Consider the following 14,706-nt stretch of genomic DNA (forward strand, 5'->3'; position numbering starts at 1 on the left):
GGGAAGGCTCACCGATGGCGGCAGTGCTCAAGCTCACCTGGATTCCGCTGCTCATCGTGGCAGTCATCGCGCTGGGGGGCGTTGCCGTCCAACGCCTTCACGGGTTGTTCGGCGCGAACGACGAAATCACCCGCCCGGGCGCGGGGTTGGCCGACGATGCTGAGCCCTACAACCCCAAAGTCGTCACGTACGAAGTCTTCGGAACCGACGGCGCCGTGGCCACCATCAACTACCTCGACCTGGACGCGGTACCGCAGAAGGTGGCGAACACCCCGCTGCCCTGGTCGATCACGCTCACGACCACTGCTCCCACGGCCGCCACCACCATCGTGGCCCAGGGGGATGGGGACAGCATCGGTTGCCGAGTCGTGGTCAACGACGAGGTCAAGGCGGAGAACGTGTCCAACGGCGTGAGCGCCCAGACCTTCTGCCTGGTGAAGTCCGCATGAGCGACAACCCCGTCACCCACCTACGAATTGCGAGGTTTCTGCGCCGGTTCTGCGTGCCGGTTCTGCTGGCCTGGCTGGCGGTGACCGTCATCGTGAACGTCGCCGCGCCCCAACTGGAGGTCGTGGGCGAACAGCATGCGGTGTCGATGACACCCGATGACGCACCGTCGCTGCGGGCGATGACACTGATGGGGAAGGTCTTTGACGAGTTCGACTCCAACAGCTCGGCGATGATCGTCCTGGAGAGCGACAATCCGCTCGGGTTGGAGGCCCACCGGTACTACGACGGCCTGATCGCCAAGCTCGAAGCGGACACCAAACACATCCAGCACGTCCAGGACCTGTGGGGTGATCCGCTGACCTCGGCGAGCGCGCAGAGCGCCGACGGTAAGGCGACATACGTGCAGATCTACCTCGCCGGCAATCAGGGTGAGACGTTGGCCAATGAATCGGTCCAGGCGGTCAAGGACGCCGTGGCCGCCACTGCTCCGCCGGCGGGCGTGCAGGTCTATGTCAGCGGGTCAGCGGCGCTGGCTTCGGATCAGCAGCACGTCGGAAACAAGAGCCTGCTGCTGGTCACCTCGCTCACCGTCGGGGTCATCCTGCTCATGTTGCTTTTCGTCTACCGCTCGGTCACCACCGTGGTGCTCGCCTTGATGATGGTGTCGCTCGAGCTGGCCGCGGCCAGGGGCATCGTCGCGTTTCTCGGCTATTACGGCGTGATCGAGCTCTCCACGTTCGCGGTCAACCTCCTCACCCTGCTTGCGATCGCCGCCGGTACCGACTACGTGATCTTCCTCATCGGCCGCTATCACGAAGCGCGCCAAGCGGGCCAAGGCCGTGACGCCGCGTTCACCACCATGTACCGGGGCACCGCGCATGTCGTCCTGGGTTCAGGCCTGACGATCGCCGGAGCGACCCTGTGTCTCAGCTTCACCCGATTGCCGTATTTCCAGACCATGGGGGTGCCCTTGGCGATCGGTATGTCGGTCGTGACAGCAGCGGCGCTGACCATGGCGCCGGCCCTGTTGGCCCTCGCAAGCAGATTCGGCATTCTGGACCCCAAGCGCACGGCGAGCACGCGTGGCTGGCGCCGGGTGGGGACGGCCGTTGTCCGCTGGCCTGGCCCGATTCTGGTGGCCTCCATTGCGGTCGCGCTGATCGGGTTGCTGGCACTGCCGTCGTATAGGACCAGCTACGACGACCGTCGGTACCTGCCGACCGATATCGAGGCCAATTCCGGCTACGCCGCAGCGGACCGCCACTTCTCCCAAGCTCGACTCAGTCCCGAGCTGCTGATGATCCAGGCTGACCGCGATCTGCGTAACCCGGCGGACATGCTCATCATCGACCGCGTCGCCAAGACCATCTTCCACATGCCGGGCATCGCGCGGGTGCAGACCATCACTCGACCCTTGGGCACCCCCATCGAACACACCTCGATCCCGTACCAGATCGGCATGCAGGGCACCAGCCAACAGCTGAACCAGTCGTATGCGCAAGACCGCACCGCGGATCTCCTGACTCAGGCCGACGACCTGTCCAAGACCATCGACATCATGCGACAACAATTGGCGCTGCAGCAGCAGATGACGGCCGCCCAACACGAACAGACCGAGGCCGCGCACGACATGGTTCCGATCGTCAATGATCTTCGCGACAAGATCGCCGACCTCGACGATTTCCTCCGGCCGCTGCGCAACTACTTCTACTGGGAGCCAAACTGTTTCGACATCCCTACGTGTGCCGCGTTGCGGTCGGTCTTCGATGCGATCGACGGTATCGACGCGCTCTCCGACCAGATCGGCGGTATGACGGCCAGTCTGGCCAAGCTCGACGCCCTTCAACCCAAGCTGAATGCCCTGCTTCCACCCCAGATTGAGAGCCAGGAAACCAACCTCCACCAGATCCTGACCAACTACGCAACCCAGAAGGGTCAGCAGGATCAGCAGGCCGCACAGCAGAATTCGAACGCGATGGGTCGGGCGTTCGACGAATCCAAGATCGACGACTCGTTCTATCTACCACCGGAAGTCTTCGACAATCCCGAGTTCCAACGGGGTCTCGAACAGTTCGTCTCGCCCGACGGTAAGGCGGTGCGCTTCATCATCTCCCACCAAGGAGACCCGGCCACTGCCGAGGGCATCGCACACATCGACCAGATCAAGAACGCCGCCTTCGAAGCCATCAAGGGAACGCCGATGGAGACCTCGAGGATTTATCTGGGGGGGACCGCGGCAACCTACAAGGACATGCAAGAGGGTGCGAATTACGATCTGATGATCGCCGCCATCTCGGCGCTCTGCTTGATCTTCGTCATCATGCTGGTGATCACCCGGGCAGTCATCGCCGCACTGGTGATCGTCGGCACGGTGGTGATATCGCTTGCCGCATCGTTCGGGCTGTCCGTCCTACTCTGGCAACACGTCATCGGACTGGAATTGCACTGGATGGTGCTCGCGATGTCGGTGATCCTCCTGTTGGCCGTCGGCTCGGATTACAACCTGCTTCTGGTTTCACGCTTCATGGAGGAACGCGCGGCGGGTCTGAAGACGGGCATCATCCGGTCGATGGCCGGCAGCGGTAGCGTGGTGACCTCAGCCGGTCTGGTGTTCGCCTTCACCATGATGTCGTTCGCGATTAGCGACCTCCGGGTCATCGGCCAAGTGGGAACCACCATCGGTCTCGGCCTGCTGTTCGACACCTTGGTCGTGCGCTCGTTCATGATGCCGGCCGTCGCCGCACTGATGGGTCGCTGGTTCTGGTGGCCGCAGAACGTGCGGACCAGACCCCCGCGGCGACACCGGGAACGCCCGTCCGCCGGATCGTCCCGCAGAGTGAACCAAGGTGGAGCATGAGGATTCTGATGTTCGGCCGGGGCGTGATCGCCTTGGTATACGGCTGGGCCCTGGAGCAGGCCGGCAACGACGTCGAGTTCTATGTCCGGCCGGGTCGGGCTGCGCAGTACGGGGACGCGATAGAACTCGATCTGCTCGATGCGCGGCGTCGGGTGTGGGGGCAACGCGTCGTGGAGAAATGGCCGGTGCGCTACCGCGAGACGTTGGGGCCAGACCACGACTTCGATCTGATTGTGCTGAGTGTGGCGCACTACCACCTCGCGCCGGCAACGGCCTTCCTCGCGCCGCTCGTCGGCAGAGCCACAGTGCTGATCTTGGGCAATGTCTGGTCCGAGCCCTCGGTCGCACTGGGCGCCCTCCCCGTCGATCAGGTGGCCTGGGGCTTTCCGCAGGCGGGCGGCGGATTCGGTGCGGACGGCGTGCTCTACGGCGCGGTGCTTCGGTCGGTTCTCTTCGGTACCTTCGGCGAGCCGCCGACCGATCGTGAACTGGCTGTGCGAGAGGTGTTCCGCCAGGCCGGCTTCCGGATTCGGGAGCGACCGGATTTTCGCGGCTGGCTGTGGCTGCATTTTGTGGCCGACGCAGGCATCCACGTGCAGGGGCTGCGCCTGGGCTCGTTGTCCAAGATGGTCGGGGAAACGGGGGCCATGGCGGAAGCGTCGCTGACGACCCGCGAACTCTTGCCCCTGCTCGAGGCGCGCGGCGTTGACCTACGACGACACCGGGGCGCGGTGTTGTCCTACCGAGCGCCCACCTGGCTGACGGCACCGGCCGTGAGCTGGTTGGTCAGACACGTCGCGTTGGCGCGCAGAAGCCTGGAAGCGCACTCCGATCCCGACACCGAGGAACCGCGGGCGATCTGCCGAGACACCTTGGCCGAGGCCCGGCGGTTGGGTGTCGCCGCACCGCGACTCGAGGCGGCGGAACCGACGTTCGCCCGCAACGAGAACGGCTGAGCGCCTAGAGCTCAGCGTCCCGGTAACGCGTGCTCGACGATGGGCCGGCGCGGCTGTGGTTCGCGCTCCCGCCGCTTGGCGGCCAGGTAGACCTGCGCGGTCTCGGCGGCGACCGTGTGCCAGTCGAAATCGGAGGTCAGCCGTTGCCTCGCGGCGATCGCCCGGCGCTGGGCGCCGTCGGGATCGTCGAGAACGGTCCGCACCGCGGCGGCCAGCGCGGCGACGTCGCGCGGTGGGCAGGAGATCCCGGTCTGGCCGTTGATCACCGCCTCGCCGAGGCCACCCACATTGGAGGTAACCAGGGGTGTGCCGGCCGCGGCTGCCTCGAGGGCGACGATCCCGAACGGCTCGTAGTGGCTGGGCAGTACCGCGACGTCGGCGCGGTGCAGCAGCGCCAGCAACTGGTCGTGGTCGGCCCGGCCGGTGAAACGAACGGCTTTGAGTACCTTGTGCTTTCGAGCCACGTCGAGCAGCCAGTCCTGCTGCGTCCCGTCGCCGGCGATAGTCAGGGTGGTGCCGGGGTGGGTGCGCCGGACACGCGGCAGCGCCGCGATCGCTTCGTGGACCCCCTTCTCGTATTCCAGCCGGCCGAAGAACAACAGCTCCGGCGGCCCGGTGCGCGCCCGGCGCCGGGCGAAGCGCCAACGGCTGGAGTCGATTCCATTGCGGATGACGGTGATCTCGGCCAGTCCTGGGCCGAACAGTTCGGACAGTTCATCGGACATCGACGCCGAGCAGGTGATCAACGAATCGGATTCCCGGACGAACCAGGACTCGACCGCGTGCACCTGGCGGCTGATCCGCCCGGACACCCAGCCGGAGTGGCGGCCCGCCTCGGTGGCGTGCACGGTGGAAACCATTGGTACGTCGAAGAACTCAGCCAGCGCGATGGCGGGGTGGGCGACCAGCCAGTCGTGGGCGTGGACCACGTCGGGTTGCCAGCCCTTGGCGTGTAACGTCAGCCCGCCGCGGATCATGGCGTGGCCCATGGCCAGCGTCCAGGCCATCAGGTCATGGCCGAAGTCGAACTCGTGCGGGTCCTGCGCGGCGGCGATGACCCGCACGCCCTCGTGGATCTCGTCGGTGGTCGGGTGGGTGCTTGGGTCGGTCCCCGACGGGCGCCTCGACAACACGACGACGTCGTGACCGTCGGCGGCCAGCGCGGTTGCCAGCTGGTAGACGTGGCGGCCCAGGCCGCCGATGATCACCGGCGGGTACTCCCACGACACCATCAGGATCTTCACGCCGCCACCAGTATTCGTGGCCGCGAGTGTGCGCGAACTGTCCGCCCGTGCGGCGTGTCGGTGTTCCGACACGCACGCTCGCGAGATGGGGTGCGGTTCACGGCAGCCGCCGGGCGTCCAGTGCGCCGAACAGTCCGTCGGCGCGGTTCCAGCCGGCGGCCAGCCGCTCGGCGGCGTCGCGGCGACCCGAGGCCAGCGCATCGGCGATCTCCCGGGTGGCATGGGCATGCAGATGAGCGCGATAGCGGGCGTAGTCGGCCGCGGAGTCCTTGCTGACCATGAACGGCCAGTCACTGGAGACGGTCAGCAGGGTCTCGCGCAGGATCTGGTCGGCGACGACGTCGCGGGTGGGGGCGGTGTCGGTCTGGGCCAGCGCCTTGTCGACGGTGCTCAGCGCGGTGTCGACCACTTCGGCGTTGAGCTGCACCAGATCGGCGACCTTCTCACCGGCCCACACCTGCCAGTCCTTGCCGGATCCCCACGAGCTCGGCGGCAATTCGACCGGCGTGCCGACGAAACCGCCGGTCAGCGCGTCGCGCAGGGTGCCGACCCGAACCCCGGCCTCGGGCAGCGCGCGCAACAGCCGCTCCAACCACACCGGGCCCTCGTGCCACCAGTGGCCGAACAGCTCGGTGTCGAACGCGGCCACGACGTGGGCGGGGCGGCCGATGCGTTCGGATTCCGAGATCAACCGCTGCCGCACCACACCGACGAAGTCGGCGACGTGGGCGTCGATCGCCTTGTCGGCCCGCTGCGGGTCGTAGGGGGCCTTGCCGGCGGAGTCGACATTGCGCCCGGTCACCCGGGCCGGCTTGAGCCCGGTCACGTGGTCGTAGGTGTGGAAGTCGCGGTAGGCGGCGTGCCCGGGGTAGCCCGATTTGGGCGACCACACCCGGTAGCTGACCTGCAGGTCGCGGCCGAACGCGACGACGTCGGTGTCACCGACGGGCCGGCCCAGCGCGGTCTCGCCGTGCAGGGAGGGTCCGTCGACCATGAAGTGGCCCACTCCGGCGGCGGCGTAGCCGTGCTCCATGCCGGGGGCGTACGCGCATTCCGGAGCCCAGATCCCCGAGGGCGTATGGGCGAAGCGATGGCCGGCGTCGGCCAGGCCTTCGCGCAGCGCGAACTCACGCAGCCGGGGGTTGAGCAGCGGCTGAAAGGGGTGCGCGAGCGGGCCGCCCAGCAGCTCGACCGTGCCGGCGTCGATCAGCTCGCGAAGCAGCGGGCTGACACCGTGGCGCCACAGCGTGCCGAACTCCTCGATCGCGCGCCCGGCTTCCTCATACTCGCGAACGCCGAAGCTGGCCAGCGGTTCGGGCAAGGTGGTCGCCTCGAGAGCCCGCAGCTGCCAGTTGGCCAGCCAACGGTGCATCCCGTCGAGGCAGTACGGGTCGTCCAGCTGGGCCGTGACCACCGGCGTCATGCCCAGGGTGAGCACCCCGCGGCGGTTCTCGGCGGCCAGCGTCCGCAGGACCCGCAACAGCGGCAGATACGCCGCCGACCACGACTGGTAGAGCCATTCCTCGCCCACCGGCCACCGGCCGTGATGGGCCAGCCACGGCAGGTGGGTGTGCAGGACCAGGGTGAACTGGCCGGGGACCTGCTCGGGGATGGGCGACCCGCTCACGGACGCACCGCGATCGCCACCAGATCCAGACTCTCGTCGATGTCGCTCTGGTCGGAGCCGACGATGTCGAAGTCCTCGCACCGCACGGCGGCGACGTCGGCCAGCAGCGCATCGGACCACGGCGCGCCGGCCAGCGCCCGCTCGATCTGGGCGTCGATGATCGAACCGCCGTGGCGGGCATCCATCGCCGTCAGCTCCGGGCCGTGGAAGACACCGCTGATCGCGCGCAGTTCAAACCCGCCGTCGGTGAGCAGTTCGGCCAGCTCGCCGGCGTTGAGTTCGCGGGTGTGGAACGGGTTGACCGGGGTGTCGTGGCCGGGGGAGAAGGTGATCCGGTTGGGCGTCGACATCAACAGGTGGCCGCCGGGGCGCAGCACCCGCAGGCATTCGGCGACAAACTGTGGTTGATCCCACAAATGCTCGATGACCTGGAAGTTCACCACAACGTCAACCGAAGCGTCGGGCAGCGGCAACGACACCAGGTTGCCGGCGACTACCTGCACCCGCGGATAGCGGGCGCGGACGTGCGCCACCGCGGCCGCGTCATAGTCCACGGCGATCACTCGGCGCGCCACCCCGGCGAGCAAGTCGGCGCCGTATCCCTCGCCGCAGCCTGCTTCGAGCACGTCACGACCTGCGCAAAGATCGGCAAGACGGCGATACACCACCTCGTGGCGGCGGAACCAGTAGTTCTCCTCGGCCAACCCGGGGACGGTCCGCTCACCGGTCAGCGGTAAACCGCTGTCACCTGCGTCAGTCACGAATGCGCTCATTGCAAGGCAGGCTAACCCGAAGTTGGCGGTTCGCGAACTGCTCGGTAGCTATGGGCTGCTAGAACACAAACTTCGACCAGCTATGGTGTTTCTGCGAACCACTCAAAGTTACTCGTCAGTAACATGGTGTGAGTTGCGAAAGTGACCCAAAGTCTTGCGTCCTCTCATGGCCGCAGGACGCCTGCCAGGAGGACGTAGGAAGACCCATGACGAACATCGTGGTCCTGATCAAACAGGTCCCAGACACGTGGTCCGAGCGAAAGCTGTCCGACGGAGATTTCACGCTTGATCGCGACGCCGCCGACGCCGTGCTGGACGAGATCAACGAGCGCGCCGTCGAGGAGGCGCTGCTGATCAAGGAGCGGGAAGGCGGCGAGGGCACCGTCACCGTGCTGACCGCCGGTCCGGAGCGGGCCACCGAGGCCATTCGCAAAGCGCTGTCGATGGGCGCCGACAAGGCCGTGCATCTGCTCGACCCGGGCCTGCATGGCTCGGACATGGTGCAGACCGGCTGGGCGTTGGCCCGCGCGCTGGGCGCCATCGAGGGCACCGAGCTGGTCATCGCCGGTAATGAGGCCACCGACGGCACCGGCGGCGCGGTCCCGGCGATCATCGCCGAGTACCTCGGTCTGCCTCAGCTGACCCACCTGCGCAAGGTGAGCGTCGAGGGCGGCAAGATCACCGGCGAGCGCGAGACCGACGACGGCGTGTTCACCGTCGAGGCGTCGCTGCCCGCGGTCATCAGCGTCAACGAGAAGATCAACGAGCCGCGCTTCCCGTCCTTCAAGGGCATCATGGCCGCCAAGAAGAAGGAAGTCACCACCCTCACGCTGGCCGAGATCGGCGTCGAGGCTGACGAGGTCGGGCTGGCCAACGCCGGTATGTCCGTGTTGGCGTCGACCCCGAAGCCGCCGAAGACCGCGGGCGAGAAGATCACCGACGAAGGCGACGGCGGCACCAAGATCGCCGAGTACCTGGTCGCGCAGAAAATCATCTAGCAGATCATTCCCTTGGACCTGAAAGACTAAGAGGCGAAACAGCTATGGCTGAAGTACTAGTGCTCGTCGAGCACTCCGAAGGTGCGGTGAAGAAAGTCACCGCCGAGCTCCTCACCGCCGCTCGCACGCTGGGCGAGCCCTCGGCCGTCGTGGTCGGGGCCCCCGGCACCGCCGCGCCGCTGGTCGAGGACCTCAAGGCCGCTGGTGCGGCCAAGATCTACGTCGCCGAGTCCGACGACGCGGAGGGCTACCTGATCACTCCCTACGTGGACGTGCTGGCCGCGCTCGTGGACTCGGCCGGCCCGGCTGGTGTGCTGCTGGCCGCCAACGCCGACGGCAAGGAGATCGCGGGGCGTCTGGCTGCCCGGATCGGTTCGGGTGTGCTCTCCGACGTGGTGGAGGTCAAGGAGGGTGGCAAGGCCATCCACTCCATCTTCGGTGGTGCCTTCACCGTCGAGGCCCAGGCCAACGGGGACGTGCCGGTGATCACTGTGCGTCCCGGTGCGGTCGAAGCCGCCCCGGCCGCCGGTGCCGGTGAGCAGGTCGCCGTCGAGGTGCCCGCGCAGGCCGAGAACGCCACCAAGATCACCTCGCGTCAGCCCGCCGTTGCCGGCGATCGCCCCGAGCTCACCGAGGCCAGCGTCGTGGTCTCCGGTGGCCGCGGTGTCGGCAGCGCCGAGAAGTTCTCGGTGGTCGAAGACCTCGCGGACTCGCTCGGTGGCGCCGTCGGTGCGTCGCGCGCCGCCGTCGACTCCGGCTACTACCCGGGCCAGTTCCAGGTGGGCCAGACCGGCAAGACCGTGTCCCCGCAGCTCTACATCGCGCTGGGCATCTCCGGAGCCATCCAGCACCGGGCCGGTATGCAGACGTCGAAGACGATCGTCGCGGTGAACAAGGACGAGGAAGCACCGATCTTCGAGATCGCCGACTACGGCATCGTCGGCGATCTGTTCAACGTCACCCCGCAGCTCACCGACGCGGTCAAGGCCCGCAAGGGATAGTTTCTGCCGTACCGAAAGCCCCGGACACCGCGGTGTCCGGGGCTTTCGCGTCTATTGGTCATCGAGCGTGCACTAACACGTCACGCGGGCGTTGACCTCTCGCCGACCGCCTCGGCGACCGTGCAGCTATGAGCACTGCATCTGTACTCATAGCCCCTGACCAGACCGACACCGCCGCGCTCCGCGGCCCGCGCTACTCGCTGCTGCTGTCCACCGACCCCGGCCTGATCGAGGCGGCCCAGCGGCTGCGCTATCAGGTGTTCACCACCGAGCCCGGTTTCGCGCTGCCGGCCGACGGGAGTACCGCCGGCTTGGATGCCGACCGGTTCGACGAATTCTGTGACCACCTGCTGGTGCGTGAGGACATCTCCGGCGAGCTGGTCGGGTGCTACCGCATGCTCCCACCGCCTGGTGCGATTGCTGCTGGAAGTCTCTACACCGCAACGGAATTCGATGTCCAGGCGCTGGATGGTCTGCGGCCGTCGTTGGTGGAAATGGGCCGGGCGGTGGTGCGCTCGGATCACCGCAACGGCGCGGTGGTGCTGCTGATGTGGGCGGGCATCCTGGCCTACCTGGACCGCTGCGGCTACGACTACGTCACTGGGTGCGTCTCGGTGCCGACCCACCCCGTAGATCCCGCGGGTGCTCCCGGCAGCCAGGTTCGGGGGGTGCGCGACTTCGTCCTGCGCCGCCACGCCGCCGCACCCGAGCACACGGTCTACCCGTACCGCCCGGTCGTGCTGGACGGCCGGACCCTGGACGACATCGCGCCACCGGCGCGGCCGACCATTCCGCCGCTGATGCGGGGCTACCTGCGGCTCGGGGCTCGGGTCTGCGGCGAGCCCGCGCACGACCCGGAGTTCGGCGTCGGGGACTTTCCGGCGCTGCTGGACAAAAGACAGGCCGACACCCGCTACCTGACCCGGCTGCGGTCGGTGTCGGCGGCCGGGGAGATGGCTGGCGGCATCGAGGGGACGTCATGACGGTTCACCACCACGCCTGGCTGCCCCGGGCACTGTGCGACGAGAGCTGCGTACGTGCCGGCGGCGGGCCTGCCGGGCGACCGGTGCCGGCCGCGCTGCGGGCTGCCCTGCGCATCACGATGGCGCTGCTGCTGTTGCCGCTCCTGCCGCTGCTGGCACTGCCGGTACCTGGCCGGGGCCGGGTGCAGCGCGGATACTGCCGGACGTTCCTGCGCTGCATCGGGGTGCGAATCACCGTCTCCGGCGGCCCGATTCGCAACCTGCGCGGAGTGCTGGTGGTCAGCGGCCACGTCTCCTGGGTGGACATCTTCGTCATCGGTTCGGTGCTGCCGGGCTCGTTCGTGGCCCGGGCCGACCTCATCGACTGGCCCGCACTCGGGCTGGCTGCCCGCATCATGAAGGTCATCCCCATCGACCGCAGCAGCCTGCACCGGCTGCCCCAGGTGGTGGCGGCCGTGGCCGAGCGGCTGCGCAACGGGCAGACCGTCGTCGCCTTCCCGGAGGGCACCACCTGGTGCGGATTGGCCTACGGGCAGTTCCGCCCGGCGATGTTCCAGGCCGCCGTCGACTCCGGACGTCCGGTGCAGCCGTTGCGGCTGACCTATCACCACCGCGACGGGCGGCCCTCCACGGTGCCCGCCTTCGTCGGGGAGGACACCCTGTGGCAGTCGCTGAGCCGCACCGTCCGGGCCCGGCTGACCATGGTCGACATCGAGGTGGCGTCGCTGGAGCTGCCCGGCCCCGACCGGCGCGAACTGGCGGCGCGCTGCGAGGTGGCCGTGCGCGGACAGGTCGCCCCGCGGTTCGAGCAGTCCCACGCCCTGGCGGGCTGACCGGCAGGTTTCGCCGCGTCCGGCGCGTCGGCGGCCTGCCGGTATCCTGGACAGGCCATGAGCCCGTCCACCGATCAGGTGTATCTCGATCACGCTGCCACCACCCCGATGCATCCGGCTGCCATCGAGGCGATGACGGCTGCGCTGGGCATCGTCGGCAATGCCTCCTCGCTGCACACCGCCGGCCGCGACGCACGGCGCCGGATGGAGGAGGCGCGCGAGAGCATCGCGGCCCGGCTGGGCGCGCGGCCCTCGGAGATCATCTTTACCGCCGGTGGCACCGAGAGCGACAACATCGCGGTCAAGGGCATCTACTGGGCCCGTCGCGACGCCGACCCGCGCCGCCGGCGCATCATCACCACCGCGGTCGAGCACCACGCCGTCCTCGACGCGGTCACCTGGCTGGCCGAGCACGAAGGGGCCGAGGTGACGTTCCTGCCCACCGAGCCCGACGGCTCGGTGACCGCGGGCGCATTGCGCGATGCCCTGCACGATCACGATGACGTAGCACTGGTGTCGGTGATGTGGGCCAACAACGAGGTCGGCACCATCATGCCGGTCAGCGAGCTGGCCGCGGTCGCCGCCGAGTTCGACGTCCCGATCCACAGCGATGCCGTTCAGGTGATCGGCCAGATTCCGGTCGACTTCGCCGGCACGAATCTGTCGGCGATGAGCATCACCGCCCACAAGTTCGGCGGGCCCACCGGGGTGGGTGCCCTGTTGCTGCGCCGCACCACCGCCTGCGTTCCGCTGCTGCACGGCGGCGGGCAGGAACGCGATGTCCGTTCCGGCACACCGCATGTGGCTGGTGTGGTGGCGATGGCGGTGGCCGCGGACGTCGCTGTCGAGTCCCTGGACGAGACGAGCGCACGGGTGCGCGGGCTGCGAGAGCGGCTTATCGCCGGGGTGCTGGACACCATCTCTGACACTCAGCTCAACGGCGCGACCGGCGCGCAGCGGCTGCCGGGCAACACGCACTTCACCTTCCGCGGCTGCGAAGGCGATTCGCTGCTGATGTTGTTGGACGCCAACGGAATCGAGTGCTCAACCGGATCGGCGTGTACCGCCGGAGTCGCCCAGCCTTCGCATGTCCTGCTGGCGATGGGCGCCGACGCCGAGGCTGCGCGCGGTTCGCTGCGGTTGTCGCTGGGCCACACCAATACTGAGGCCGACGTCGATGCCGCCCTGCGGGTGCTGCCCGCCGCCGTCGAACGGGCCCGCCAGGCCGCGCTGGCCAGTTCGTCGTTGGGGGTACTGCGATGAGGGTGCTGGCCGCGATGAGCGGTGGGGTGGACTCGTCGGTGGCCGCCGCGCGGATGGTCGACGCGGGCCATGAGGTCGTCGGTGTGCATCTGGCGCTGTCCCGCCAAGCGGGCACCCTGCGCACCGGTTCCCGCGGTTGCTGCTCCAAAGAGGACGCCGGCGATGCCCGCCGGGTCGCCGATGTGCTCGGAATTCCTTTCTATGTCTGGGATTTCGCCGACAAGTTCGCCGAAGACGTCATCGACGACTTCGTCTCCGCCTACGAGCGCGGCGAAACCCCGAACCCGTGCGTGCGGTGCAACGAGAAGATCAAGTTCTCCGCGCTGGCGGCCAGGGCGCTGGCCCTGGGCTTCGACGTGGTCGCCACCGGCCACTACGCCCGGTTGTCGCAGGGCCGGCTGCGGCGGGCGGTGGACAGCGACAAGGACCAGTCCTACGTGCTCGGAGTGCTCACCGCAGAACAGCTGCGGCACGCCGCGTTCCCGGTGGGTGACACCCCCAAGCCGGCGATCCGCGAGGAGGCCGCGCGTCGCGGGCTGTCGGTGGCCGAGAAACCCGACAGCCACGACATCTGCTTCATCCCTTCCGGTGACACCCGGGCGTTCCTCGGTGCGCGTATCGGGGTCCGCCGCGGGACCGTGGTCGACGATGCGACCGGCGCGGTGCTCGCCGAGCACGACGGGGTGCACGGCTTCACCATCGGGCAGCGCAAGGGTCTCGGCATCGCCGGGCCCGGCCCCGACGGCACGCCGCGCTACGTCACCGCGATCGACGCCGACTCCCAGACGGTTCGGGTCGGCGCGGCCGCCGATCTGGAAGTGCGGTCCCTGACCGGTGGGCGCCCGGTGTTCACCTCCGGCGCGCCGCTGCGGGGACCGGTCGAATGCGAGGTCCAGGTCCGTGCTCACGGGGGCATCGTCGCAGCGGTGGCCGAGCTGGTCGGCGACGAACTCACGGTGGCGCTGCGCGCTCCGTTGCGCGGTGTGGCGGCGGGCCAGACGATGGTGCTCTACCGGCCCGATCCCGACGGTGACGAGGTCATCGCGAGTGCGACGATTCTCAGCCGCCCGGAATCTTGTTGACGATGTTGGCCATGACGATCTCGGGCACCGAATCCGCAAGCGCGCAGAACGTCACCTCCACCACCACCGAGGCCTTCAGCCGGTAGTCGCGGCCGCACTGGCCTGCGCGGGTGTGCAGCGAATCGGCGTCCCCGTTGACCTCGCCGACCAGATACGATCCCGGACCCTCGGCGCAGCGATGCACCGTGGTCGAGAGCATGGTGAAAACCTGTCGTGCCGTGACATCGTCGCGATAGGCGGCCGCCCCCTCCGAGATCAGCGCGCGCCGGGCGGGATGCTGAAAGCTGGTCTTGTGGAAATCCTCAATAGCGGTGCCGAAGGTGTCGGTCTCTGCGAATAGGAAGCGGCAATCCCGGGGGACCGATCCGGCGAGTTGCTCGATGTCGACCGGTGACTTGCCGTCCATGGTCGGGATGATCGTCAGATCCTGGCCGCCGCCGGTGATCGCCTGCATCTGGGCCTGTGTCAGCAGCACCCGGTCGACGTCGACGATTCCTGGCGGGCGGTACGGCGGCTCGCTCAGGGCGCGCAGCGGCGCCCCGCCGACCCACTGGGTACACCCCGTCAGCACGGTCGCCACCGCGCAGCAGGCCAGCCCGAGGCGTCCCATCATGACCCCACGTTAGGCCCCCGGGCGGC

Annotated in this window: 13 protein-coding genes; 9 read left to right on the forward strand and 4 right to left on the reverse strand. The window is 68.2% G+C overall.

Annotated features, from left to right (window positions below):
• The first annotated feature begins 14 nt into the window (after window positions 1–14).
• The 3 genes from ADBZ9K_RS15890 to ADBZ9K_RS15900 are packed head-to-tail and all read left to right on the forward strand — an operon-like array spanning window position 15 to window position 4,263.
• Window positions 15–449 carry an MmpS family transport accessory protein gene (locus ADBZ9K_RS15890; RefSeq protein ID WP_526622048.1) on the forward strand — a complete coding sequence of 145 codons (435 nt, stop codon included), beginning with the start codon at window positions 15–17 and terminating at the stop codon, window positions 447–449.
• The gene (locus tag ADBZ9K_RS15895) at window positions 446–3,307 is read left to right on the forward strand and encodes an MMPL/RND family transporter (RefSeq protein ID WP_526622050.1); all 2,862 of its coding nucleotides are present in this window, start codon (window positions 446–448) and stop codon (window positions 3,305–3,307) included. The genes ADBZ9K_RS15890 and ADBZ9K_RS15895 overlap by 4 nt, the downstream gene beginning before the upstream one ends.
• The gene (locus ADBZ9K_RS15900) at window positions 3,304–4,263 is read left to right on the forward strand and encodes a ketopantoate reductase family protein (RefSeq protein WP_526622052.1); all 960 of its coding nucleotides are present in this window, start codon (window positions 3,304–3,306) and stop codon (window positions 4,261–4,263) included. The genes ADBZ9K_RS15895 and ADBZ9K_RS15900 overlap by 4 nt, the downstream gene beginning before the upstream one ends.
• 11 nt (window positions 4,264–4,274) lie before the next feature.
• Here ADBZ9K_RS15900 and ADBZ9K_RS15905 read toward each other — a convergent pair whose 3' ends face one another.
• The 3 genes from ADBZ9K_RS15905 to ADBZ9K_RS15915 form a co-directional block, all read right to left on the reverse strand.
• On the reverse strand, window positions 4,275–5,507 hold the full coding sequence (locus ADBZ9K_RS15905) for a glycosyltransferase family 4 protein (RefSeq protein WP_526622054.1): 1,233 nt from the start codon (window positions 5,505–5,507) through the stop codon (window positions 4,275–4,277).
• Between the two features lie 97 nt (window positions 5,508–5,604).
• Window positions 5,605–7,134 (reverse strand): 1,4-alpha-glucan branching protein domain-containing protein, encoded by a 1,530-nt coding sequence (locus ADBZ9K_RS15910; protein ID WP_526622056.1) that lies wholly within the window; start codon window positions 7,132–7,134, stop codon window positions 5,605–5,607.
• Window positions 7,131–7,907: a class I SAM-dependent methyltransferase gene (locus tag ADBZ9K_RS15915; protein WP_526622057.1), complete on the reverse strand. Its 777-nt coding sequence runs from the start codon at window positions 7,905–7,907 to the stop codon at window positions 7,131–7,133. The genes ADBZ9K_RS15910 and ADBZ9K_RS15915 overlap by 4 nt, the downstream gene beginning before the upstream one ends.
• A 206-nt stretch (window positions 7,908–8,113) precedes the next feature.
• On the opposite strand from ADBZ9K_RS15915, the gene ADBZ9K_RS15920 reads away from it, so the two are divergent.
• The 6 genes from ADBZ9K_RS15920 (at window position 8,114) to mnmA (ending at window position 14,067) form a co-directional block, all read left to right on the forward strand.
• Entirely contained in the window at window positions 8,114–8,905 is a 792-nt protein-coding gene (locus ADBZ9K_RS15920) for an electron transfer flavoprotein subunit beta/FixA family protein (protein ID WP_526622059.1), read from the forward strand.
• A 44-nt stretch (window positions 8,906–8,949) separates the two neighbouring features.
• Window positions 8,950–9,906 carry an electron transfer flavoprotein subunit alpha/FixB family protein gene (locus ADBZ9K_RS15925; protein WP_526622060.1) on the forward strand — a complete coding sequence of 319 codons (957 nt, stop codon included), beginning with the start codon at window positions 8,950–8,952 and terminating at the stop codon, window positions 9,904–9,906.
• A 128-nt stretch (window positions 9,907–10,034) separates the two neighbouring features.
• On the forward strand, window positions 10,035–10,889 hold the full coding sequence (locus ADBZ9K_RS15930; RefSeq protein WP_526622062.1) for a GNAT family N-acyltransferase: 855 nt from the start codon (window positions 10,035–10,037) through the stop codon (window positions 10,887–10,889).
• Window positions 10,886–11,722, forward strand: coding sequence for a lysophospholipid acyltransferase family protein (locus ADBZ9K_RS15935; protein ID WP_526622064.1), 837 nt, complete (start codon window positions 10,886–10,888; stop codon window positions 11,720–11,722). The genes ADBZ9K_RS15930 and ADBZ9K_RS15935 overlap by 4 nt, the downstream gene beginning before the upstream one ends.
• 57 nt (window positions 11,723–11,779) lie before the next feature.
• Window positions 11,780–12,985, forward strand: coding sequence for a cysteine desulfurase family protein (locus tag ADBZ9K_RS15940; RefSeq protein WP_526622066.1), 1,206 nt, complete (start codon window positions 11,780–11,782; stop codon window positions 12,983–12,985).
• Entirely contained in the window at window positions 12,982–14,067 is a 1,086-nt protein-coding gene (gene mnmA / locus ADBZ9K_RS15945; RefSeq protein ID WP_526622068.1) for a tRNA 2-thiouridine(34) synthase MnmA, read from the forward strand. The genes ADBZ9K_RS15940 and mnmA overlap by 4 nt, the downstream gene beginning before the upstream one ends.
• Here mnmA and ADBZ9K_RS15950 read toward each other — a convergent pair.
• Window positions 14,045–14,680 carry a sensor domain-containing protein gene (locus ADBZ9K_RS15950; protein ID WP_526622070.1) on the reverse strand — a complete coding sequence of 212 codons (636 nt, stop codon included), beginning with the start codon at window positions 14,678–14,680 and terminating at the stop codon, window positions 14,045–14,047. The genes mnmA and ADBZ9K_RS15950 overlap by 23 nt on opposite strands.
• Window positions 14,681–14,706: the final 26 nt, after the last annotated feature.

It is taken from the genome of Mycobacterium sp., from assembly GCF_965229265.1.
GTDB lineage: Bacteria > Actinomycetota > Actinomycetes > Mycobacteriales > Mycobacteriaceae > Mycobacterium.

Excerpts from the sequence above, each read along its gene's own strand:
- ADBZ9K_RS15890 (WP_526622048.1), top strand. The coding sequence starts at position 15 with ATGGCGGCAGTGCTCAAGCTCACCTGGATTCCGCTGCTCATCGTGGCA.
- ADBZ9K_RS15895 (WP_526622050.1), top strand. The coding sequence starts at position 446 with ATGAGCGACAACCCCGTCACCCACCTACGAATTGCGAGGTTTCTGCGC.
- ADBZ9K_RS15900 (WP_526622052.1), top strand. The coding sequence starts at position 3,304 with ATGAGGATTCTGATGTTCGGCCGGGGCGTGATCGCCTTGGTATACGGC.
- ADBZ9K_RS15915 (WP_526622057.1), bottom strand. The coding sequence starts at position 7,907 with ATGAGCGCATTCGTGACTGACGCAGGTGACAGCGGTTTACCGCTGACC.
- ADBZ9K_RS15920 (WP_526622059.1), top strand. The coding sequence starts at position 8,114 with ATGACGAACATCGTGGTCCTGATCAAACAGGTCCCAGACACGTGGTCC.
- ADBZ9K_RS15925 (WP_526622060.1), top strand. The coding sequence starts at position 8,950 with ATGGCTGAAGTACTAGTGCTCGTCGAGCACTCCGAAGGTGCGGTGAAG.
- ADBZ9K_RS15930 (WP_526622062.1), top strand. The coding sequence starts at position 10,035 with ATGAGCACTGCATCTGTACTCATAGCCCCTGACCAGACCGACACCGCC.
- ADBZ9K_RS15935 (WP_526622064.1), top strand. The coding sequence starts at position 10,886 with ATGACGGTTCACCACCACGCCTGGCTGCCCCGGGCACTGTGCGACGAG.
- ADBZ9K_RS15940 (WP_526622066.1), top strand. The coding sequence starts at position 11,780 with ATGAGCCCGTCCACCGATCAGGTGTATCTCGATCACGCTGCCACCACC.
- mnmA (WP_526622068.1), top strand. The coding sequence starts at position 12,982 with ATGAGGGTGCTGGCCGCGATGAGCGGTGGGGTGGACTCGTCGGTGGCC.
- ADBZ9K_RS15950 (WP_526622070.1), bottom strand. The coding sequence starts at position 14,680 with ATGATGGGACGCCTCGGGCTGGCCTGCTGCGCGGTGGCGACCGTGCTG.